This is a genomic window from Streptomyces mesophilus (genome assembly GCF_011044995.1).
In the GTDB taxonomy this organism is placed as follows: Bacteria; Actinomycetota; Actinomycetes; order Streptomycetales; family Streptomycetaceae; genus Streptomyces; species Streptomyces mesophilus.
Genome location: NZ_JAAKZW010000044.1, coordinates 1 through 21,849, shown reverse-complemented (window position 1 = coordinate 21,849; position 21,849 = coordinate 1). Strand labels below are relative to the sequence as shown.

21 protein-coding genes and 1 tRNA gene are annotated in these 21,849 nt (G+C 70.6%); 11 read left to right on the top strand and 11 right to left on the bottom strand.

The genetic code is table 11. The features are described 5' to 3' along the window. Positions 1-25: 25 nt before the first annotated feature. Complete coding sequence (locus G6045_RS13850; protein WP_165332234.1) at positions 26-496, bottom strand: carboxymuconolactone decarboxylase family protein; 471 nt, start codon at positions 494-496, stop codon at positions 26-28. A gap of 160 nt (positions 497-656) precedes the next feature. On the opposite strand from G6045_RS13850, the gene G6045_RS13845 reads away from it, so the two are divergent. Further along, entirely contained in the window at positions 657-1,235 is a 579-nt protein-coding gene (locus G6045_RS13845) for a GNAT family N-acetyltransferase (RefSeq protein WP_165332233.1), read from the top strand. Continuing rightward, entirely contained in the window at positions 1,232-1,798 is a 567-nt protein-coding gene (locus tag G6045_RS13840; RefSeq protein WP_165332232.1) for a GNAT family N-acetyltransferase, read from the top strand. Before G6045_RS13845 ends, G6045_RS13840 begins: the two co-directional genes overlap by 4 nt. 52 nt (positions 1,799-1,850) lie before the next feature. Here the strand turns inward: G6045_RS13840 and G6045_RS13835 are convergent. Continuing rightward, a tRNA-Cys gene (locus G6045_RS13835) sits at positions 1,851-1,922 on the bottom strand. A 183-nt stretch (positions 1,923-2,105) separates the two neighbouring features. Here G6045_RS13835 and G6045_RS13830 point away from each other — a divergent pair. The 6 genes from G6045_RS13830 to G6045_RS13805 all read left to right on the top strand — a co-directional run bounded on the left by G6045_RS13830 (position 2,106) and on the right by G6045_RS13805 (position 9,286). Then, the gene (locus G6045_RS13830) at positions 2,106-3,548 is read left to right on the top strand and encodes an MFS transporter (protein ID WP_165332231.1); all 1,443 of its coding nucleotides are present in this window, start codon (positions 2,106-2,108) and stop codon (positions 3,546-3,548) included. 342 nt (positions 3,549-3,890) lie between these two features. Then, a complete protein-coding gene (locus tag G6045_RS13825) occupies positions 3,891-5,684 on the top strand; it encodes a DEAD/DEAH box helicase (protein WP_165332230.1) in 1,794 nt (597 codons plus the stop codon). 199 nt (positions 5,685-5,883) lie between these two features. After that, the gene (locus G6045_RS13820) at positions 5,884-6,054 is read left to right on the top strand and encodes a hypothetical protein (protein ID WP_165332229.1); all 171 of its coding nucleotides are present in this window, start codon (positions 5,884-5,886) and stop codon (positions 6,052-6,054) included. A gap of 377 nt (positions 6,055-6,431) precedes the next feature. Then, positions 6,432-7,073, top strand: a complete 642-nt coding sequence (locus G6045_RS13815) for an IclR family transcriptional regulator (protein WP_165332228.1) — start codon at positions 6,432-6,434, stop codon at positions 7,071-7,073. 89 nt (positions 7,074-7,162) lie between these two features. Then, positions 7,163-8,251, top strand: coding sequence for a succinyl-diaminopimelate desuccinylase (gene dapE, locus G6045_RS13810; RefSeq protein WP_165332227.1), 1,089 nt, complete (start codon positions 7,163-7,165; stop codon positions 8,249-8,251). A gap of 246 nt (positions 8,252-8,497) precedes the next feature. Then, positions 8,498-9,286, top strand: coding sequence for a S16 family serine protease (locus G6045_RS13805; RefSeq protein WP_165332226.1), 789 nt, complete (start codon positions 8,498-8,500; stop codon positions 9,284-9,286). Here the strand turns inward: G6045_RS13805 and G6045_RS13800 are convergent. The 7 genes from G6045_RS13800 to G6045_RS13770 all read right to left on the bottom strand — a co-directional run bounded on the left by G6045_RS13800 (position 9,276) and on the right by G6045_RS13770 (position 14,437). Continuing rightward, a complete protein-coding gene (locus G6045_RS13800) occupies positions 9,276-9,458 on the bottom strand; it encodes a hypothetical protein (RefSeq protein ID WP_165332225.1) in 183 nt (60 codons plus the stop codon). The two genes, G6045_RS13805 and G6045_RS13800, sit on opposite strands and share 11 nt — an antisense overlap. Continuing rightward, the gene (locus G6045_RS13795) at positions 9,455-10,057 is read right to left on the bottom strand and encodes an ArsR/SmtB family transcription factor (RefSeq protein WP_165332224.1); all 603 of its coding nucleotides are present in this window, start codon (positions 10,055-10,057) and stop codon (positions 9,455-9,457) included. Before G6045_RS13795 ends, G6045_RS13800 begins: the two co-directional genes overlap by 4 nt. Positions 10,058-10,121: 64 nt before the next feature. Next, a complete protein-coding gene (locus tag G6045_RS13790; RefSeq protein ID WP_165332223.1) occupies positions 10,122-11,090 on the bottom strand; it encodes a glycine betaine ABC transporter substrate-binding protein in 969 nt (322 codons plus the stop codon). Further along, positions 11,087-11,974 carry an ABC transporter permease gene (locus G6045_RS13785; RefSeq protein ID WP_165332222.1) on the bottom strand — a complete coding sequence of 296 codons (888 nt, stop codon included), beginning with the start codon at positions 11,972-11,974 and terminating at the stop codon, positions 11,087-11,089. The genes G6045_RS13790 and G6045_RS13785 overlap by 4 nt, the downstream gene beginning before the upstream one ends. Then, positions 11,971-13,254 carry a betaine/proline/choline family ABC transporter ATP-binding protein gene (locus G6045_RS13780; RefSeq protein ID WP_165332221.1) on the bottom strand — a complete coding sequence of 428 codons (1,284 nt, stop codon included), beginning with the start codon at positions 13,252-13,254 and terminating at the stop codon, positions 11,971-11,973. The genes G6045_RS13785 and G6045_RS13780 overlap by 4 nt, the downstream gene beginning before the upstream one ends. Then, positions 13,247-13,894: an ABC transporter permease gene (locus tag G6045_RS13775; RefSeq protein WP_165332220.1), complete on the bottom strand. Its 648-nt coding sequence runs from the start codon at positions 13,892-13,894 to the stop codon at positions 13,247-13,249. Before G6045_RS13775 ends, G6045_RS13780 begins: the two co-directional genes overlap by 8 nt. Before the next feature lie 18 nt (positions 13,895-13,912). Further along, positions 13,913-14,437, bottom strand: a complete 525-nt coding sequence (locus G6045_RS13770; RefSeq protein WP_165332246.1) for an Lrp/AsnC family transcriptional regulator — start codon at positions 14,435-14,437, stop codon at positions 13,913-13,915. A gap of 128 nt (positions 14,438-14,565) precedes the next feature. Between G6045_RS13770 and hppD the strand changes: the two genes are divergently transcribed. Beyond that, entirely contained in the window at positions 14,566-15,711 is a 1,146-nt protein-coding gene (gene hppD, locus G6045_RS13765; RefSeq protein WP_165332219.1) for a 4-hydroxyphenylpyruvate dioxygenase, read from the top strand. Between the two features lie 75 nt (positions 15,712-15,786). Here the strand turns inward: hppD and G6045_RS13760 are convergent, their stop codons facing one another. Next, positions 15,787-17,682: a tetratricopeptide repeat protein gene (locus tag G6045_RS13760; protein WP_206343701.1), complete on the bottom strand. Its 1,896-nt coding sequence runs from the start codon at positions 17,680-17,682 to the stop codon at positions 15,787-15,789. Between the two features lie 274 nt (positions 17,683-17,956). Between G6045_RS13760 and G6045_RS13755 the strand changes: the two genes are divergently transcribed. Next, complete coding sequence (locus G6045_RS13755) at positions 17,957-19,333, top strand: FAD-binding oxidoreductase (protein WP_165332218.1); 1,377 nt, start codon at positions 17,957-17,959, stop codon at positions 19,331-19,333. A gap of 27 nt (positions 19,334-19,360) precedes the next feature. Here G6045_RS13755 and G6045_RS13750 read toward each other — a convergent pair whose 3' ends face one another. Beyond that, positions 19,361-19,840 carry an SsgA family sporulation/cell division regulator gene (locus G6045_RS13750; protein WP_165332217.1) on the bottom strand — a complete coding sequence of 160 codons (480 nt, stop codon included), beginning with the start codon at positions 19,838-19,840 and terminating at the stop codon, positions 19,361-19,363. Between the two features lie 252 nt (positions 19,841-20,092). Between G6045_RS13750 and G6045_RS13745 the strand changes: the two genes are divergently transcribed. Beyond that, positions 20,093-21,739 (top strand): RDD family protein, encoded by a 1,647-nt coding sequence (locus G6045_RS13745; protein ID WP_165332216.1) that lies wholly within the window; start codon positions 20,093-20,095, stop codon positions 21,737-21,739. Positions 21,740-21,849: the final 110 nt, after the last annotated feature.

The window sequence follows — 21,849 nt, the reverse complement described above, 5'->3', positions numbered from 1 at the left end:
TGCGCGACAAATGGTCCCTTGCTCACTAGAACTGGCCGACCGCGTACGCGCCGGCCGGGTTCTGGACGGTCACGTTCAGGCGGTTCATGGCGTTCATCAGGGCGATCAGGGAGACCAAGGCGGCGAGTTCGGTCTCGGTGTAGTGCTTTGTTGCGTTTGTCCAGACCTCGTCCGGGACGCCGCCTGAGGCGTCGGCGATGCGGGTGGCCTGTTCGGCCAGGTCGAGGGCGGCGCGCTCGGGCTCCGTATAGACCGTGGCCTCGCGCCAGGCGGCGACCAGATTGATCCGCACCGCGTCCTCACCCTCGTGTGCCAGGTGCTTGGTGTGGATGTCGACGCACATCGCGCAGCCGTTGATCTGGCTGACCCGCAGCGAGACGAGCTCCTGGAGGGAGGTCGGCAGCGACGAGTCGGTGAGGACCTTGCCCGCGGAGACCAGGTACTTGAGGTGCTTCGCGGCGAGTTCGTTGGTGAAAAGGTTCAGTCGTGCGGTCATGGCGGGCTCCTCGTGTGCGGTGGTGTGAGCTGCTGACAACCACGAGATGCCACCGGATCCGAAGCTGTGACAGGGCAGTTGATGTGACCCGGCTCACCCGTCCGGGAGCGCACGTATGCTCCGTAAAAGAAACAGGCTCTGAGCTGAGGGAGGGGCCCGCGTGACAGTCGTGAGCGGGGAGGCCGTGGTCGTTGAAGGGGACGGGCTCGTGCTGCGGGAATGGCGGGACGACGACGTCGAGGCCATGGTGAAGATCTTCGACAACGACGACGTCGCCCGGTTCACGCCGCTTCCCGTCCCCTTCGGTCCGGCGCAGGCCGAGGCGCATCTGGCGACCGCGCGCGAGAAGCGCGCGGCCGGCACCCGGCTGCGGTTCGCGGTCACCGCCGACGGCGGCCTGCCGCTCGGCGAGGTCATGGTGAACCTGGAGGACGGCACCCTCGGCTACGCGATCGGGCCCGAGCACCGCGGCCGCGGCCTGGCCGTACGGGCCACGCGGCTGCTCACCTCGTTCGCGCACGAAGAGCTGGGCCTGCGTGAACTCAGACTGCAGATCGACGAGGACAACCTCGCGAGCCGGGCCGTCGCCACGGCGACCGGTTACCGGCTTGTCGAGGACGAGGCCGAGTGGATCGAGTCCAACGGGCGGCGTGTGCTGCTCACCAGCTGGCTGCACGAGGACACCGCCGACCGCTCGCACGACCACACCGCCGACCGGTCGCATGAGGACACCGCTTGATACTCCGTGAACTGCGCACGCCCCGGCTGAGGTTGCTGCCGGTGAAGGCCGAGTACGCCGCCGAGATGGCGCGGGTGCTCGGGGATCCCGCGCTGCACACGTTCATCGGGGGCGCGCCCGAAGGCGAGGAGGAGCTGCGGGCGCGGTACGAGCGGTGGGCGGCCGGTTCTCCGGAGCCGCAGGTGACCTGGTGCAACTGGGTGGTCGAGCTCTGCGCCCAGCGGCGGTTCGTGGGGGCGGTGCAGGCGACGGTCGGTCCCGCGCCCGCGCATCTGTCGGGTTACGCGGAGGGCTCCCGTATCGCCGAGATCGCCTGGACCGTGGGCACCCCGTGGCAGGGGCGGGGCATCGCGCGGGAGGCGGCCTGTGCGCTGGTGGCGGCTCTGGCGCAGGAGCCCGTCGAGCGCATCGCCGCCGTGATCGCCCATGTGCACCCGGATCATCACGCCTCCGCGGCGGTCGCCGCGGCCGCCGGGCTCGTCTCCACGGATGTCGTGCACGACGGGGAGATCATGTGGCGGCTCGAGCTGTCGGAGACAGGGACGGGCCTGCGGGAGATGTGAGGACCCCGGGTGCGGGACACCCGGGGCCGCTGCGTGCGCGCTGCCGCACCGGAGGCCGTGGCGGGAATCGAACCCGCGTTACTTGCTTTGCAGGCAAGTCCCTGAACCACTCGGGCACACGGCCGTGTTGATGTCTTCGACGGTAGGCGGGCGTCCGGGTGCGGCCAAGGGAACGGCGGGGTCTGCCATGGGACTGCAACGCCGCGTTCATGCCCGGCGCGGCTTCGGGGGCGTAGGACCAACGGACGAGGAAGGTCCCGTCCCTGGTCAGGGGCGGTTGTCAGTGCCGGACCGTACGGTTCTTCGCATGACCGCCGTCGAATCGCGCAGCGTTGCGCCCCCGGACCTCGCCACTTCGGAAGAAGGGGTGCTGGGGCGGCGTCTGCGCGCCCTGAGCGTCGGGATCGTCTCGGTCGTCGTCCTGATCGCCTTCGAGGCGACCGCGGTCGGCACCGCGATGCCGGTGGCGGCACGGGAGTTGGACGGGATCGCGCTCTACGGCTTCGCGTTCTCGGGATACTTCACGACCTCGCTCTTCGGCATGGTCCTGGCCGGCCAGTGGGCCGACCGGCGCGGACCCCTGGGGGCGCTGGCGGCGGGGATCGGCGCGTTCGCGGCGGGACTGCTGCTTTCCGGTACGGCGGGGGTGATGTGGCTGTTCATCGCGGGCCGCGCCGTGCAGGGGCTCGGCGGGGGACTGGTGATCGTCGCGTTGTACGTGGTCGTCAGCCGGGCCTATCCGGAGCGGCTGCGGCCCGCGATCATGGCGGCGTTCGCGGCGGGCTGGGTCGTCCCGGCGATCGTCGGCCCGCTGGTGGCGGGCACGGTGACCGAACACCTCGGCTGGCGCTGGGTGTTCCTCGGCATCCCGGCCCTGGTGGCGCTCCCGCTGCTGCTCGCACTGCCGGCGATACGGACCAACGCCGGGGGGCCGCCGGACGGCGCCCCCGCGCTCTTCCAGTCCCGCCGGATCCGTCTCGCGCTCGGCATCTCGCTCGGCGCGGGCCTCCTTCAGTACGCGGGCCAGGATCTGCGGCCGTTCTCGGTGCTGCCCGCGGCGGCAGGGCTCGCGGTGCTCGTCCCGTCGGTGCTCGCGCTGCTGCCGCGCGGCACGTTCCGTGCGGGGCGCGGGCTTCCCTCGGTGATCCTGCTGCGGGGCCTCGCGGCGGGTTCGTTCATCGCCGCGGAGTCCTTCATCCCGCTGATGCTGGTCTCACGCCGCGGTCTGTCCCTGACCATGGCCGGGCTCGCCCTGGCGGTCGGCGGCGCGACCTGGGCGCTCGGCTCGTACCTCCAGTCCCGTCCGCGCCTCGAAGACCGCCGCGAGCCGCTGGTCCGCCTCGGCATGGTCCTGGTCACCGCGGCGATAGCGACGGCCCCGACCGTCCTGATCGAGTCCGTCCCGGTCTGGATCATCGCGCTGGCCTGGGCCTGGGGCTGCTTCGGCATGGGTCTGGTGATCTCCTCGACCAGCGTCCTGCTCCTGAGCCTGTCCGCCCCGACGGAAGCGGGCGCCAACTCCGCGGCGCTCCAGATATCCGACGGCCTGTCCAACGCCCTGCTCCTCGCGGGCGGCGGCGCAGCCTTCGCGGCGCTGGGCGGGGGCGCGCTCGCCGGTCACGGGACGGATGCGGCAACGGGCGGGCCTGCGGCGGCGTTCGCTTCGGTGTTCGTGCTGTCGGTGCTGGTCGCGGCGGTGGGCGTGTGGGTGGCGGGACGGCTGCGTACGCCGACCAGCCCCGTCGGCTGACTCAGCCCCTGCGGCGATTGAGCAGATCTTTCAGCCCCTCCGGCGCTTGAGGAGATCCGAACGAAGTTCGGATGCAGGGGGCCCGGGGCGAAGCCCCCGGTTTCGGGAAGGGGCGGGCAGGCGAACTCAGCCCGCCGCAGGCGCAACCGGCCCGCACCCGACAGCGAGACCGCACCCCACCCATGTGACCCATCTCGCACCCCGGACGAACCCGCCCCGTTGCGCCCGGACCGAAACACCCGCACCGGTAGGGTGGCCCGGTTGTCATACGGAGCCGGCACCCGTCCGTCGTCGGCCCCCTGACCGCCGGACCCACGCCGCCGACCTGCCGAACCGGAGACCGTGACTACCACCGCCACCAGCAGCTCGCACCACCTCTCACCTGCGTTCCCCGGACGTGCCCCCTGGGGTACGGCCAACAAGCTGCGCGCCTGGCAGCAAGGGGCCCTCGAGCGGTATGTGCAGGAGCAGCCGAGGGATTTCCTCGCCGTCGCCACCCCCGGCGCCGGCAAGACGACCTTCGCGCTGACCCTCGCCTCCTGGCTGTTGCACCACCATGTGGTGCAGCAGGTGACCGTGGTCGCACCGACCGAGCACCTGAAGAAGCAGTGGGCGGACGCCGCGGCCCGGATAGGGATCAAGCTGGACCCGGAGTACAGCGCGGGCCCGCTCAGCAAGGAGTACCACGGCGTCGCCGTGACCTACGCGGGCGTCGGCGTGCGGCCGATGCTGCACCGCAACCGCGTGGAGCAGCGCAAGACCCTGGTCATCCTCGACGAGATCCACCACGCCGGTGACTCCAAGTCCTGGGGCGAGGCCTGCCTCGAAGCCTTCGAACCGGCCACCCGCCGCCTCGCGCTGACCGGTACACCGTTCCGAAGCGACACCAACCCGATCCCCTTCGTCCAGTACGAGGAGGGCAGGGACGGCATCCGCCGCTCGTCCGCGGACTACACGTACGGCTACGGCAACGCACTCGCCGACAGCGTCGTGCGGCCCGTCATCTTCCTCTCGTACAGCGGCAATATGCGCTGGCGCACGAAGGCGGGCGACGAGATCGCGGCCCGGCTCGGCGAGCCCATGACGAAGGACGCCATCAGCCAGGCCTGGCGCACCGCGCTCGACCCGCGCGGCGACTGGATGCCCAACGTCCTGCGCGCCGCCGACCAGCGCCTCACCGAAGTCCGTAAGTCCATCCATGACGCGGGCGGTCTGGTGATCGCCTCGGACCAGGACTCGGCGCGTGCGTACGCGAAGTTGATCCGCGAGATCACCGGTACCAAGGCCACCCTGGTGCTCTCCGACGACACCGGGGCGTCGAAGAGGATCGACGACTTCAGCGCGAGCACCGACCGCTGGATGGTCGCCGTCCGCATGGTGTCCGAGGGCGTCGACGTCCCGCGCCTGGCGGTCGGCGTGTACGCGACCACGATCTCCACGCCCCTGTTCTTCGCCCAGGCCGTGGGCCGTTTCGTACGGTCCCGTCGCCGTGGCGAGACGGCGTCCGTCTTCCTGCCCACCATCCCCGACCTGCTCGGCTTCGCCAACGAGATGGAGGTCGAGCGCGACCACGTGCTCGACAAGCCGAAGAAGGACGGCGAGGAGGACCCGTACGCGGAGTCCGAGGCCGAGATGGACGAGGCCAACAAGGAGCAGGACGAGGACACCGGCGAGCAGGACATGCTGCCGTTCGAGGCGCTGGAGTCCGACGCGGTCTTCGACCGGGTGATGTACAACGGCGCCGAGTTCGGCATGCAGGCCCACCCCGGCAGCGAGGAGGAGCAGGACTACCTCGGCATCCCGGGCCTCCTCGAACCCGACCAGGTCGAGCTGCTGCTGCAGAAGCGCCAGCAGCGGCAGATCGCGCACAGCCGCAAGAAGCCCGCCGAAGAGGCCGATCTGCTCGAAATGCCGGCCGAGCGTCGTCCGGTGGTCTCCCACAAGGAGATGCTCGAACTGCGCAAGCAGCTCAACACGATGGTCGGTGCGTACGTCCATCAGACCGGCAAACCGCACGGCGTGATCCACACCGAGCTGCGCCGGACCTGCGGCGGCCCGCCGAGCGCGGAGGCCACGGCCGGTCAGCTGCGGCAGCGGATCGCGAAGGTGCAGGAGTGGGCGACCCGGATGAAGTGAGGGCTCGTCGCGTGCGGTTTGCGGTGAGTTGACCCTGTTCGGGACCTTCGTCGCCATCCGGCCCGGGACTTTTGCTCCCGGGCCCGGGACTTCCGCTGCTCGAGGGGCCCTTATCCGATCATTACGTTGGTGTCGGGACCGGCCGGGCGAGCCGCGGCCGCCCGCCGACTCCGCCGTCCCCGCCGACCGAGGTCCTGCCATGAAGTACCGCCGCACCACGCTCGCCGCCCTGTGTGCCGTGGTCGTCGTGGCGGTGTTCCTGGTCTCGCCCCTGATGCCAGGGCTCTGGACCGTGGTGGGGGCGCTGCTCCTCCTCGGCGTGGGTGCGGCGATGGTGGTCATCGGGCGGAAGCCCGGGGCGGGGGCCTGAGCGGCGCGGGCTGAGGGCTGCGGGGCGCGGGGCGCGAGTCACGGCCTGAGGCCAAGGGCTGCCTCGGCACCGCGGGACCTTCCCGGCAAAAGTCCCGTAACCCCCTGCCCTCCGGCGCCGAGTGCCCGGATTCTGGACGGAGTCTTCCGCTCAGCGGACCCGCTCGCTACTGTCCCGGCAACGCACACGCCCCGTGGCAGCGCCGCCGCGGAGCGCAGCCGGTGCGTGAGCTCGGCGGGGGAGTCAGGCCTTCCGTGGAGCTGATGACCGGCGGCCTCTGACGCGCGTCGCCGACGGGACCGGCGACGGGGTGACCCGCTCATCGCGGACACCGCCGCGTACAAGGCCGTCGCCACTCACCTTAAGGAGAGGGCGTCGTGACCGCGGAGACCTCCCAGACGCTCGACCGGGGACTGCGTGTCCTCAAGCTGCTCGCCGACACGGACCACGGACTGACCGTCACCGAACTGTCCACCAAGCTCGGGGTCAACCGCACCGTCGTCTACCGCCTGCTCGCCACGCTGGAACAACACGCGCTGGTACGCCGCGACTTGGGCGGCCGCGCCCGCGTCGGACTCGGTGTCCTGAGCCTCGGCCGCCAGGTGCACCCGCTGGTGCGCGAGGCCGCGCTGCCGGCGCTGCGCTCACTGGCCGAAGACATAGGCGCCACCGCCCACTTGACGCTCGCCGACGGCACGGAGGCCCTCGCGGTCGCGGTCGTCGAGCCGACCTGGACGGACTACCACGTCGCGTACCGCACGGGTTTCCGTCATCCGCTGGACCGCGGCGCGGCCGGCAAGGCGATACTCGCCGCCCGCCAAGGACTCGTCGACGACCCTGGATTCACCCTCACCCACGGTGAGTTGGAGGCCGGCGCGAGCGGCGCCGCGGCACCGCTGCTCGGGGTGACCGGCATAGAGGGCAGCGTCGGCGTGGTCATGCTGTCCGACTCGGTCCCGGAGCGGGTCGGGCCCCGCGTCCTGGACGCCGCCCGCGAGGTCGCGGACGCGCTCCGGTAGCGGGACCGCCGTGTGATCTGCTGGGGATACGCCCGCAAGGACCGACCCCCGGCGGGAGCAGCAAGGACCGACCCCCAGCAGGAGCAGCAGTGACGCCCGACCTTGATCTGACCGCCGATGTGGTCGCGCTGACCCGCGTGTTGGTGGACCTCCCCTCCGAGAGCGGCGCCGAGGGTCCGCTCGCCGACGCGGTCGAGTCGTCCCTCGCCGCGCTTGCGCACCTCTCCGTCGAGCGGTTCGGCAACACGGTCGTGGCCCGTACCGCGCTCGGCCGTCCGGAACGTGTGATCGTCGCCGGCCATCTGGACACCGTCCCCGCCGCGGACAATCTCCCCTCCCGCCTGGAGGGCGAACGGATCCACGGTCTGGGCGCCTGCGACATGAAGGGCGGCGTCGCCGTGGCCCTGCGCCTGGCGGCCGAACTCACCGCGCCCGCAAGGGACATCACGTACATCTTCTACGAGTGCGAGGAAGTCGAAGGCGACCGCAACGGTCTCCGCCGGCTCGCCCTCCACCGCCCCGATCTGCTCTCCGCCGACTTCGCGCTCCTCATGGAGCCCTCGGACGCCGGCGTGGAGGCCGGCTGCCAGGGCTATCTCGAAGCCGACATCGTGGTCCGCGGCGCCCGTGCCCACACCGCCCGCGCCTGGATGGGTGTCAACGCGGTCCACCGCTCGGCGGCGATCCTGCAGTGCCTCGCCGACCACGAGCCCGAGCGGGTGGTGATCGACGGCCTCGAGTACCGCGAGGGCCTCGGCGCGGTCGCCGTACGCGCCGGAGTCGCCGGCAACGTCGTCCCCGACGAGTGCGTGATCACGGTCAACGCCCGCTTCGCACCGCACCGTTCACCGAAGGAGGCGGAGGAGTACGTACGGGGACTCCTCCCGCCCTCGGCGTACGACGAGTTCCTCGTCACCGACGCCGCGCCGGGCGCCCTGCCCGGTCTCGCCCGCCCGGCGATCGCCTCGCTTGTCGCCTTCCTCGGCGCGACACCGCGCCCCAAACTGGGCTGGACGGACGTCGCCCGCTTCACCGAACTCGGCGTCCCCGCCCTGAACTTCGGCCCGGGCGACCCCGCTCTGGCCCACACGGCGGGCGAGTTCGTCCCGGCGGAACAGCTGCGGGCGTGCGAACGGAAGCTGGGGGAGTGGCTGCGCTCCAGCCCCTCCGGCGTCTGAGGAGGCGGCGTCTGAGGAGGTCCGGACGGGACCGGCCGAGGTTCGGATGTGGCCGCCCACGCGGGTGGGCTCCCGGTCACGGCCCCGCAGGAGCCTTCGCGGGACCGGCGGCGCAAATGCGACATGACCGCCACCGTCCGTTCCGTCCACGACGTGGCCGGGATCGCCCCGCCGCCGCAGGCGCCTCACCGCGTCCGGCGCGACCTGTTCGCCGGGTGACCGGGCCGCCCACGTTAGATTGACCCCGTGCTCACTCGCCTCAGCCGCCGCACGGCCCTCGCCCTCAGCGCCGTCCCCGTCGCCGCGCTGCTCGCCGTCGCCGGACTCGCCCCGCTCCCGTTCACCGTGGCGCAGCCCGGCGGGACCTCGGACGTGCTCGGTGAGCACGACGGCAAGCCCGTGATCACCATCGAGGGCGCGCCGACCCGTGCGACGGACGGCGAGCTGCGGATGACCACGATCCTGGCGACCGGACCGGACGCCGACGTCGACTTCGGCGACGTGGTCGACGGCTGGTTCCGCACCGACCGTGCGGTGATGCCGCGCGACGCGGTGTACCCGAGCGGCGGCAGCGTCGAGGAGATCGAGGAGCACAACGTCGCCGAGATGCGGAAGTCGCAGAACTCCGCGGTCGAGGCGGCCCTGAACTACCTGGACGAGGACCCCGGCAAGGTCAAGGTCGACCTCGAGCTCGCCGGCATCGGGGGCCCGAGCGCGGGCCTGCTCTTCTCCCTCGGCATCGTCGACAAGCTCGACGGCAACGGCGCGGGCGGCGATCTGACCGGCGGCCGCTCCATCGCCGGTACGGGCACGATCGACGCGGACGGCAAGGTGGGCCCGGTCGGCGGGGTGTCGCTCAAGACCCAGGCGGCCAAGCGCGACGGCGCCACGGTCTTCCTGGTCCCGAAGGCCGAGTGCTCGGACGCTCAGGCCGAGCTGCCGAAGGGACTCCGGCTGATTCCGGTCACGACCCTGGAGCAGACGGTGGAGGCGCTCAGGGCACTGGACAAGGGCGGGGACGTTCCTAGCTGCTGAGTGCGGGGGCCGGGCGGCCCGGGGTCGCGAGCCGCAGGCCGACGTGGACGAGGGTCCAACCAAGCTGGACGCGCAGACGGGCGGGCGTTCTCGGAGGCGTGAACGGCTCGGTGGTGGCCGGGAGTTGGGCGGTGTTCTGGTGGTGCAGGTAGAGGTGCGCTTCGGGGATCACTGGGAGTCGTCTCCTTCGTCGGTGAGCGGGAAGGCGTGCAGGTGGACCCGGTACGACCGTTCTCCTGGGGCTCGCCCGCCGGGGACGGCCCGTTTGTAGCTCGCGATGACCTCCATCAGCTTGTCGTTCATCTCCTCGGCGAGCTCGGGAGTCAGATGCAGGCTCCAGTTGCTGAGATTCGAGGCGCCGCGCCACTCGTCCGGTTCCTCGCGGAGGACGCCGAGGTACGTGGTGAGTTCCCGGTAGTGCTTGTCGGCCATGAACTGAAGCATCGTGTTGGCCGCGCCGCGCACAGCCGGGTCGGGGTCATCGATCAGCTGGTGGTTCGAGCGGGTCCCCAGGTGGACGGCCCGCCACCACCGCTCCCGCCCCTTGCCCCGGTCGGGGTCGTCCTCGACGAACCCATGCGTCGCGAGCTGGCGCAGGTGGTAACTGGTCGCCCCGCTCGACTCGCCCAGGCGCTCGGCGAGTTGGGACGCGGTTGCCGGTCCGAAGTGCTGGAGAGCATCGAGCAGCTGCATCCGCAGCGGATGAGCGAGTCCACGCAGGGAGCGTGGATCGAGATCGCGGACCTTGGGGTCCTTCTTCGGTTCGGCCATGCCTCAACCGTAGCGATGCAAAGACTTCCTTGCAACGCTTTCTTTGCAACCAATCCTTTGGAACTCAGGACTTGGTGACAAACCCCTCCGAAACCAGCCAATCCAGCGCCACCTGATGCGGATCCTGCCCGTCCACATCCACCTTGGCGTTCAGATCCTGCGCCACCGAGTTCGTCAGCTTCTTGGTGATCGGGTCGAGGATGCCCGCGATCTCGGGGTGTTCCTTCATCGTCTCGGCGTTCATCATCGGCGCCGCGTTGTACGACGGGAAGAAGTGCTTGTCGTCCTCCATCACGACCAGATCCATCGCCTTGATCCGGCCATCGGTCGTGAAGACCAGACCGAACGTGCAGGCCGTGCCGCCCGACACCTGGGTGTAGACGATCCCGGAGTCCATCGTCTGCACCTGGGACGGCGGGATGTCCATGCCGTACGCCTTCTCCATGCCGGGCAGTCCGTCGTCGCGTGAGGCGAACTCCTGGTTGACGCAGAGCGTCACCGCCGACTGGTCAGACTTGGAGAGCGCGGCGACGTCGGAGAGCGTCTTGGTGCCGTACTTCTTCTCGTTGGCCTGGTTCACCGCCAGGGCGTACGTGTTGTTGAGCTCCGCGGGCGGCAGCCAGTCGATGCCGTTCTTCAGGTCCGCTTCGTGCACGGCCTTCCACTGCGCCTCGGCGCCGACGACCGGCTCCGTATGACCGAGATAGGTGATCCAGCCGGTGCCGGTGTACTCGTACATCCCGTCCGCGTCACCGGACTTGACCGCTTCGCGGGCGCCGATGGAGCCCTGGATCCCGGTGCGGTCGAGCACGTCGGCGCCGGCCGCCTTGAGGGCGATGCCCATGATCTGGCCGAGGACCAGCTGTTCGGTGAACTCCTTGGAGGTGACCGTGAGATCGACCCCGTCGAGCGGTTTGCCCTTGCCGATCGAACCCGGCGCGACATCCGCCACCAGCGGGCTGCCGCTGTGCAGACCGCAGCCGGCCGCGAGCAGCATCAGCGCCGCGCATACCCCGTAGAGCCGCCGCTTCATGAGCGCACCTCCAGGCCGCGCGGCCTGAGCATGATCTCCGCGAGCGAGGCCAGCCAGTCCACCAGGAGCGCGAGCGCGACCGTGAGGATCGAGCCGAGGACCAGGACCGGCATGCGCTGCGTCGTGATGCCGGTGGAGATCAGGTCGCCGAGCCCGCCACCGCCGCCGAAGGTCGCGAGCGTCGCCGTGCCCACGTTCAGGACCAGCGCCGTCCGTACGCCCGCGAGGATCAACGGGACGGCGAGGGGGAGTTCGACCTTGCCGAGGACGCCCATCGGGGACATCCCGATCCCGCGCGCGGCTTCGAGGAGCGTCGGGTCGTTGGCCTTCAGGCCCGCGATCGTGTTGGAGAGCACCGGGAGGACCGCGTAGATCACCATGCCGACCAGGGCGGCCTTCATACCGATGCCCATCCAGATGACGAGCAGCGCGAGCAGACCGATCGCGGGGGTCGCCTGGCCGATGTTGGCCAGGGCCATCGCGAAGGGAGCGGCCGGCCGCAGTCGCTTGCGCGTGAGCAGAATCCCGAGCGGGATGGCGATGAGCAGCACGAAGAACGTGGAGATCACGGTGAGTTCGATGTGCTGCTTCAGACGCACCCAGACGTTGCCGTCCGCGAGCGCGTTCTTCGAGATCGAGTCGAGGTCGGCGTTGCGGAACCACAGCCAGGTGATCAGCAGGACGACGAGCAGCGTCACCGGCAGGAAGGTCAGCTTCTGCCAGGTCAGGCGGCGCGGCTCACGCGTGGCGGAGACGACCGGGGTCGCCTCCGGCTCGCCGTCGCCGGTGTCGCGGAAGGTGTGCCCCTTGACCTCGTGCTCGCCGTCGGGGCGGCGCGGTTCGGTCGGATGGGGGCTGAGCGGTGGCTCCTGGGGTGGCGTCACGACTCCTCCTCCCGGAACCCGGCCCCCTCGCCCTCCTGTGCGCGATGGGTCTGCTCGGCGCGCTGGTCCTGGAGGTCGTGCTGGTGCTCGATGGCGTCGAGCCGGTCCTGTTCGAGGAGTTCGTGCACGGAGTTCATCAGCGTCTCCATGTCCACGACGCCCGTGTACTCGCCGCGCCGCCCGGTCACCGCGACCCGTCCCGCGCTCTCGGTGAGCACGGCCTCCAGGGCGTCGCGCAGGGTCGCGTCGCGTGTCACCGTGTCGTGCACGAGCGAGCCCGCACGGGCCAGCGAACCGCGCGCCCGCATCAGGTCACCGCGCCGGAGCCACTTGTAGGGCCGGCCCCGCTTGTCGAGAAGGAGCAGCTCGTTGGTCGTGCCGTCGCGCAGTTTGTTGAAGATCTCCTGGAGCGGGTCGTCCACGGTCACGGTCGGGTAGTCGCGGACCTCCACATCCCGTACGCGGGTGAGATTGAGCCGCTTCAGAGCCGCGCCCGCGCCCACGAAACCGGACACGAAGTCGTCCGCGGGATTCGTCAGGATCGCTTCCGGGGTGTCGAACTGCGCGATGTGCGAGCGCTCGCGCAGGACCGCGATCCGGTCGCCCAGCTTGATCGCCTCGTCGAAGTCGTGCGTGACGAAGACGATCGTCTTGTGCAGCTCGTGCTGCAGCCGGATCAGCTCGTCCTGGAGGTGGTCACGGGTGATCGGGTCGACCGCGCCGAACGGCTCGTCCATCAGGAGTACGGGCGGATCGGCCGCCAACGCCCGTGCCACACCCACCCGTTGCTGCTGGCCGCCGGACAGCTGGCGCGGATAACGGCCGCGGAACTCGGCCGGATCCAGGCCCACCAGATCGAGCATCTCCTCGACCCGGTCCTTGATCCTGGGCTTCGACCAGCCGATCATCTTCGGCACCAAAGCGATGTTCTGCGCCACGGTCATGTGCGGGAAGAGCCCGGAGGACTGGATCGCGTAGCCGACCTTGCGGCGCAGCTTCACCGGGTCCATGTCCGTGACGTCCTCGCCGTCGATCCGGATCCGGCCGCCCGTCGGCTCGATCAGACGGTTGATCATCTTCAGCGTCGTGGACTTCCCGCAGCCCGAAGGCCCCACGAAGATGACCAGTTCACCGGCCTTGATCTCCATGTTCACGGCTTCCACCGCGGGCTCCGAGCTGCCCGGGTAGCGCTTGGTGAGGTTCTCCAGCTCGATCGTCGCGCCGGTGGTCTGCTTGACGGCGCTCGCAGCGGCGGCCTCGGTCGTGGTCGTCTCAGACACGGATACCCCTAGAGATGGTCAGCCGTCCGATCAGTACGTAGGCGGCGTCGAAGAGCAGCGCGAGGACGACGATCCCGAGCGTGCCGGCGAGTACCTGGTTGAGCGCGTTCTTGCTGCCGAGGGAGCCGATCCCGCGGAAGATCTCATTGCCGAGCCCGGGGCCCGAGGCATACGCGGCGATCGCGGCGATGCCCATCAGCATCTGCGTGGAGACCCGGATACCGGTCAGGATCGGCGGCCACGCGAGCGGCAGCTCGACCTTGAAGAGCCGGGCCGTACGCGACATCCCGATGCCCTTGGCCGCGTCCACCAGGGCCGGATCGACCCCGCGCAGACCGACGATCGAGTTCCGCACGATGGGAAGCAGCCCGTACAGGGTCAGCGCGATCACCGTCGGCGGCACACCGAGGCCCACGATCGGGATCAGCAGACCGATCAGGGCCAGGGAGGGGACGGTGAGGATCGTCGAGGTGGTGAGGGTGGCGAGATTGCCCGCCCATTCGCTGCGGTACGTGACGACGCCGATCAGGATGCCGAGGAGCGTGGCGATCACCATGCACTGGAAGACCGCGCTGGCGTGCTGGAACGCGTCCGCAAGCAACTGCTCATGCCGGCTGCCGAGGTAATCCCAGAAGTTCACGCCTGCTCACCTCTCGGATCAGGGGCCGCTGTCCTCCCAGGCCGCCGCCTGCTCCACCAGCGGGATGATCCGCAGCGGAACGGGATTTTCCATGACGATCGCCGTGGAGGCCCGGACGATGCCATCAAAACCCACAACCCGGTCGATCACACGTTGAAGATCCGCGTTGGAACGGGCCACGAGACGGCACAGCATGTCCCCGTGCCCGGTCGTCGTGTGCAGTTCGAGCACCTCGGGAACGCCGGCCAAATGCGCCCGTACCTCCGTGCCCTGGCCCTGTTTGATCTCCAGCGTCGCGAACGCCGTGACGGGGTAGCCGAGCGCCGCGGGATCCACATCGGGACCGAAGCCCCGGATGACTCCATTCGACTGAAGCCGGTCCATCCGCGCCTGCACCGTCCCGCGCGCGACCCCGAGCCGGCGCGAGGCCTCCAGGACGCCGATACGGGGTTCACGGGCGAGCAGCACGATGAGGCGGCCGTCGAGCTGGTCGATGCCGGAGGAGCCGGAGGGGCCGGGCGAGGACGACGAGGGCGGGGGCATGGCGTGGGTCACACTCCGACTGGTCATCATGTACAGATCGTCCGGCAATCCTGGCGTACGACTGTGCAGATTGCCCAGTGAATTCACCAACTATTGCGCACCTTGCGGCCCAGAGAGACCCTACGGCCATGACTGAGACTCTCGACCACACCCCCGACACCACCCGGCAGGCCGACCCCTTCCCGGTGAAGGGAATGGACGCGGTCGTCTTCGCCGTGGGCAACGCCAAGCAGGCCGCGCACTACTACTCGACCGCCTTCGGCATGCAGCTGGTCGCGTACTCCGGACCGGAGAACGGCAGCCGCGAGACCGCCAGTTACGTGCTCAAGAACGGCTCGGCCCGTTTCGTCTTCACCTCCGTCATCAAGGCCTCCACCGACTGGGGCCGCTTCCTCGAGGCCCATGTCGCCGAGCACGGCGACGGCGTGATCGACCTCGCCATCGAGGTCCCGGACGCGCGCGCCGCCTACGCGTACGCGATCGAGCACGGCGCCCGCGGGATCGACGAGCCGTACGAGACGAAGGACGAGCACGGCACCGTCGTGCGCGCCGCGATCGCCACGTACGGCAAGACCCGTCACACGCTGGTCGAGCGCACCGGCTACGACGGCGTGTACCTGCCCGGCTTCGCGGCCGCCGACCCGATGGTCGAGCCGCCGGCCAAGCGCACCTTCCAGGCCATCGACCACTGCGTCGGCAATGTCGAGCTCGGCAAGATGAACGAGTGGGTGGCCTTCTACAACAAGGTCATGGGCTTCACGAACATGAAGGAGTTCGTGGGCGACGACATCGCCACCGAGTACTCCGCGCTCATGTCCAAGGTCGTCGCGGACGGCACGCTCAAGGTCAAGTTCCCGATCAACGAGCCGGCGATCGCGAAGAAGAAGTCGCAGATCGACGAGTACCTGGAGTTCTACGGCGGTGCCGGTGTCCAGCACATCGCGCTCGCCACGAACGACATCGTCGCCACCGTGCGCTCCATGCGCGCGAACGGAGTCCAGTTCCTCGACACCCCGGACTCGTACTACGACACCCTCGGCGAGTGGGCGGGCGAGACCCGCGTCCCCGTCGAGACCCTGCGCGAGCTGAAGATCCTCGTCGACCGCGACGAGGACGGCTATCTGCTGCAGATCTTCACCAAGCCGGTCCAGGACCGTCCGACCGTCTTCTTCGAGATGATCGAGCGCCATGGCTCGATGGGCTTCGGCAAGGGCAATTTCAAGGCCCTGTTCGAGGCGATCGAGCGCGAGCAGGAGAAGCGCGGCAACCTGTAACCACGGGCGGGGGCGGGACCTTTCGAGGTCCCGCCCCTTTCGTGTGCGGTTTCGGTTTCGGTTTCGGTTTCGGCTTCAGCGAGCGGTGCGCTTGGGCGTCGGCTTCGTACTGCCGCCGCTACCGCCGCCACTTCCGCTGCCGCCACCGCTCTGCTTGCGCGGAGTCGTCCGCTGCGGCGTCTGCTCCTGAGTCCTCGGTGACTGCTTCTTGTACGTGGACGAGCCCGAGCCCTTGCGCGAGGAACTCCCGCCCTGCTGAGACGACTTGGGGCCACCACGCCCCGTAGGCGCGACCTGCTGACGCGACCCGGACGGCCGGCCGAGCGACGGGACCTGTGGCTTCTCGCCGGTGACGTTCACCGGTCCGCCCGGCGGCGGCTCGCCCAGCGCGTCCAGTGCCTCCTGCGCGGCCGGTGCGTGCGCCCGCGAGAAGTGCGGATTGACCTTCAGGGCCTCCGTGAGGAAACGCCGCGCCGCCCCGTACTCCCCGACGGCCCGCTCGATCTGCCCGCGGTGATACGCGAACAGCGCGCTGCGCGGAGCGTCCTTGTCCATGGCCCGCTTCACGTACGCCAGCGCCTGCTTGCTGTCACCGGCCCGGTAGTGCGCCCAGCCCAGCGCGTCCGTGACCTGCCGCCCCGGATGCCGCCTGAACTCCGCGGTCAGCCGCTCGACCGCCGCCTCCGCGTCCCCGTGGTCCGCCTCGAAGAGACCGAGGACCAGCTGATCCGCACCCGGATCCGTCAACTGCCGCCGTACGGCGTCGTACTGGGCGTTCGCCGCGGCGTCGAGCCCGATCGACTCGTACAGTTCGCCCAGCTCCACCGCGTACTGCGGCAGCGGCAGCTTGCGCAGCACGTCCTGGTAGGCCGCCAGGGCGTCCGTGGTCCGCCCGAGCGCCGCGAGGGCGCGCGCCCTGCCGCCGATGGACGGATAGTGCTCGGGGTCGGTGCGCAGCGCCGTATCGAACCAGCGCAGCGACTCCGCCGCCTCGCCCCGCTCCCACGCGAGCTCGCCCACGCTGTGCTGATAGGCGGCCTGTTCGGCGGGGGCGTCCGCGAGCGCGGCGGCGTCCACGATCGCCGCGGCCGCGTTCTCGCGCCAGCCGCGGTCCCCGTAGATCTCGGCGGAACGCGCCATGATCGCCGCGTTGTTGTGCAGCTCCTGGAGCTTCTCCAGGGCCTTGTCGGCCGCCTTGTAGTCACCGAGACGGTCATACGTGTCGATCAGCACGGGGTAGAGGTTCCAGCGCCCCGGCTTCTGCATCACCGCCAGTTCGCCCCACTTCTTCGCGGCCCGGTAGTCGTGCCGCGCGTTCGCGAGGGCGGCCATCGCGGCCAGCGCCTCGATGTTGCCCTGGTCGGCGGGGCGCGCGGCCAGCGAACGGTTCAGCGCCTGCTCGGCCTGCGTGTAGAGCCCGCGGTCGGCGGTCCGCTTCCCGTGCTCGACGTAGGCGCCGCCCAGCACCGCCCAGGACTCCTCGTCCCCGGGGTGCTTCGCCAGGTGCGCCTCGCGGTCGGCGATCAGCGCACCGAGATCCGTCAGCGAGGCCGGCGCCCCGGCGCCCACCGCCTGCATCGCCCGGCCGACCGGGCCGGGCGCGGGCTCGGGGCCGTGGTCCACGACGAGCGGGAGCGCGAACACGGTGCAGGACAGGACGACCGAGCCGACGACGGACGTGATCAGGGTCCGGCGCAGGGCATGGGCGCTGTCGCGTCGGGGCGGGGTGCGACGGCGCTCCGCGGCAACCGGCTCCGCGGCAACCGGCTCCGAGGGCTCGGGCCCGGCAGCCCCGGCCGCCTCGGGCCCTGCCCACGCGCCGAGCGGCCTCGCATCGGGAGTGGGCCACCGGTCCTCGGGCTCCCGCTGCGTCCCGTATCCCGTGGTCCGTTCTGTTCCCCGTCCCGTCCCCTGCCCGAACGGCGGCGGCCAATCGGAGCCCGGAGCCTCACGTTCCTCTTCGTTCGCCATGGCGCAACTGTGCGCCCATATGAAGAGCACACGGATGTACGGCAAGCGGTTGAGCGGACGGGTTCACACCGATGGCCCTCAGGGCCTATCGTCACATTCCCGCCTGCCTGGCGGCGTCTGGCACGCACGCTCGCGGCGTTGCCGAAAGGCCCTAGTAGCTCCGCTACGAGGACCTTCCGGCGCCTTGCGATCGCACGCACCAGACGCCGCCAGGCCGCCCCTTCGGGGCGACGGCGGGAATGTGACGATAGGCCCTAGTGCCAGTCTGGAGATCATGACCGCCGCACCCGAGCTCCTCCAGCGCTTGCAGGACGTACTCCCCGCCGAGGCGATCCTCACCGACCCCGATGTCACCGGCTCGTACGCGCATGACATGGCGAGCTTCTGCGAGGCCGGCGCCCCCGCGGTGGTGGTGCTCCCGCGCACCGTCGAAGAGGTGCAGCACGTCATGCGCACGGCGACCGCGCTGCGGGTGCCGGTCGTCCCGCAGGGTGCGCGCACCGGCCTCTCGGGCGCGGCGAACGCGAGCGAGGGCTGCATCGTGCTCTCGCTGGTCAAGATGGACCGGATCCTCGAGATCAACCCCGTGGACCGTATCGCCGTGGTCGAACCGGGCGTCATCAACGCCGTGCTGTCCCGTGCGGTGGGGGAGCGGGGCCTGTACTACCCGCCGGATCCGTCCAGTTGGGAGATGTGCACGATCGGCGGCAACATCGGCACGGCCTCGGGCGGCCTGTGCTGTGTGAAGTACGGGGTCACCGCCGAGTACGTGCTCGGCCTCGACGTCGTCCTCGCCGACGGCCGGCTGCTCACCACGGGCCGCCGTACGGCGAAGGGTGTCGCGGGCTACGACCTCACGCGGCTGTTCGTCGGCTCCGAGGGCAGCCTGGGCATCGTGGTCCGCGCGGTGCTCGCGCTCAGGCCGCAGCCACCCCAACAGCTGGTCCTGGCGGCCGAGTTCGCCTCGACGGCGGCCGCCTGTGACGCCGTATGCAAGATCATGGAAGCCGGCCATGTGCCGTCGCTGCTCGAACTCATGGACCGTACGACGGTACGCGCCGTCAACGACATGGCGCAGATGGGCCTGCCCGAGACCACCGAGGCGCTGCTGCTCGCCGCCTTCGACACCCCGGACCCGGCCGCCGATCTGGCGGCCGTGGGCGCGCTGTGCGCGGCGGCGGGAGCCACCGAAGTGGTGCCGGCGGAGGACCACGCGGAGTCCGAACTGCTGCTCCAGGCCCGCCGGTTGTCCTTGACCGCCTTGGAGGCGATCAAGGGGTCGAGCATGATCGACGACGTGTGCGTGCCGCGCTCACAGCTCGGCGCCCTGCTCGAAGGCACCGCGCGGATCGCGGAGAAGTACGACCTGACGATCGGGGTCTGCGCCCACGCGGGGGACGGCAACACCCACCCCACGGTCTGCTTCGACGCGCAGGACCCCGACGAGTCCCGGCGCGCCCGCGAATCCTTCGACGAGATCATGGCCCTCGGCCTGGAGCTCGGCGGCACGATCACCGGCGAGCACGGCGTGGGCGTCCTCAAGAAGGAGTGGCTGGCGCGCGAAATCGGCCCGGTGGGCGTCGAGTTGCAGCGGGGCATCAAGCAGACCTTCGACCCGCTGGGCATCCTCAACCCGGGCAAGCTGTTCTAGCGCTCTCACAGCGGTCTTTCAGGGGGCTCACTCACCGTCCTTGGACTCGTCCGAGGGCCAGGGGTCGCTCAGCCACAGATCGTCGTGGCCGCGCGGTGCGGGGGCGAGCAGCTCGGCCAGGCCCTCGTCGATGCCGAGCTGCTCGGATTCAGCACCCGGCGGGACCACCCGCAGCGTGCGCTCGAGCCAGGCGGACACGGCGGCGGCGGGCGCCTCGAGCAGCGCGTCACCGTCGGGTGAACTCAGCGCCATGAGCACCACGCTGCGGCCCTCGATCTTGGTCGGCCAGACCCTGACGTCCCCGTGGCCGCACGGCCTGAACACCCCCTCGACCAGGAGCTCCCTGGCGAAGGTCCAGTTCACGGGGATATCGGTGTTGACATGGAAGGTGATGTGCACGGCGTACGGATCGTCCGTGCGATAAGTGAGCCTGGCCGGCACCGGGATCGTCCGCTCCGGTGACAGCACCAGCCTCAGCTCCAGCTCGCGTTCCACCACGGTGTGCATGTGCGTCAGCTTCCTTTCCTCCTGCGGGCTCCGAAGCGGCCCACGGAAGGTGAGAGCGCGGTGGGGAGGATTGCTTACGCGACTTTCTTCAGGTTTCTTGGGGGAGTTGAGGGTGACCTGGGTCACGGTGGTGGCCAAGCGGGTGCGCCCTCAAAAGGGGGCGATGAGGCGGGACGGGCCCGGGTGCGGCCGGTGGTCTGATAGATGTGGACCCCAAACCAAGACCCCCGAGCAGATACGGGACGACGGACCATGAGCGCCCCCACCCCGGCACCCGGCGACACCAGCCCGCGCGCGGGCTACTACCCCGATCCGTCCATTCCCGGATATGTCCGGTACTGGAACGGAGTTGCCTGGGTCCCCGGCACCAGCCGCCCCGCCCCGTCCGAGGGCGAGGCCATGCCGGCACCGCCCGGTGGCGGCGCGGCGCCCTCGGTACCGGCCCAGCAGGGGCCGCGGGCGGACGAGACGGGCCCCATGTTCTTCGACGAGGAGCCGGCGGACGCGGTGCCGCCCTCCGCCGCCGCGCCCGCGCCTGCCGATGCCGTTCGCGCCGAGCCGGAGGACCTGCACGGTGCGCGTCCCGAGCCGGCCTCCGTGTGGCAGGCCGACACCGGGCGGCAGTCCGGGTTCGGCGGTGAGCAGGACCAGCGGGTGTCGTGGGGCGCACCGGCCGGTTCCGGCCAGGACCCGCGCGTCGCCGCGCCCGCGGATTCCTCTCCTGCGGATGCCGCTCCCTCTTCTCGTACGGGATCCGGCGCCGCTTCCCGTACGGATTCCGGTGCGGGATCCCGTGCGGAGTCCAGCGCGGCCTCCCGTACGGATTCCGGTGCCGCATCCGCCGACTCCCCGGCACCCGCAGGTGCCGCGGATGTCCCGTCCGACGGGACCATGACGATGCGCGCCGTGCGCCCCCGCGCGGGCGACGCGGGCACCGCGGCGCCGCAGGGACCGTCCCACCGCACCGACGGCACGATGTCGATCCGCCGGGTCGAGGCGTCCGGCTCCGCGCCGCAGGCGGCGGCCCCGCAGGCGGCGGCCCCGCAGGCGGCGGCCCCGCAGGCGGCGGCCCCGCCGGCCCAGACCGCCCCACCTGCCCAGGCCACCCCGCCGGCTCAGGCCGCTCCGCCCGCCCAGGCCGCTCCGCAGCCCACGGCCCCGGCGGCGCCGCAGGCCGGCTACGGCTACCCGCAGCCCGCCGCTCCCGCGACGCCGCAGGCGGGCCAGCCACCGCAGGCCGGCTACGGCTACCCGCAGCCGGCCTCGCCCGTGACTCCGGGCTCCGGCGGCGGCAATGCCTCCTGGGCCCAGCAGGTGCATCAGCTCGCGCAGCCGCCCGCGGCCGAGGGCCAGCCGGTGACGCCGTTCAAGCCGGTGGTCGAGGACCCGTTCCTCGCCATGGCGAGCGCGCAGGCCTCGGCCCGGCCCGCCGGGCTCGGCAAGCGGCTCGCGGCCCGCCTCGTCGACACCCTGATCGTCGGTGGTGTCACCGCGGCCGCCGCGATCCTCGTCGTACCGAAGGCGATCGACCACATCGAGGCGAAGATCGACGAGGCCAAGCTGTCGGGTCTGAAGACCACGGTCTGGCTGCTCGACGGCACGATCGCCGGCTACCTCGGCATCGTCCTCGGCGTTCTGCTGGTCGTCGGCCTGCTCTACGAGGCGCTGCCGACCGCGAAGTGGGGCCGCACCCTGGGCAAGAAGCTCTGCGGTATCGAGGTCCGCGACATCGAGGAGCAGGAGGCTCCGACGTTCGGCGCCGCCCTGAAGCGCTGGCTCGTCTACACGATCCCGGGCCTCCTGGTGATCGGTGTCGTCGGCGTCATCTGGTGCCTCTTCGACCGCCCTTGGCGCCAGTGCTGGCACGACAAGGCTGCGCGTACGTTCGTGGCGGGCTGACCAACTCGGCCGGTCCGGCAAACCCAGCCCCTGCGGCGCTTGAGCAGATCCGAACGAAGTTCGGATGAGGGGGTCCGGGGCGCAGCCCCGGTTTCGGGAAGGGGCGGGGT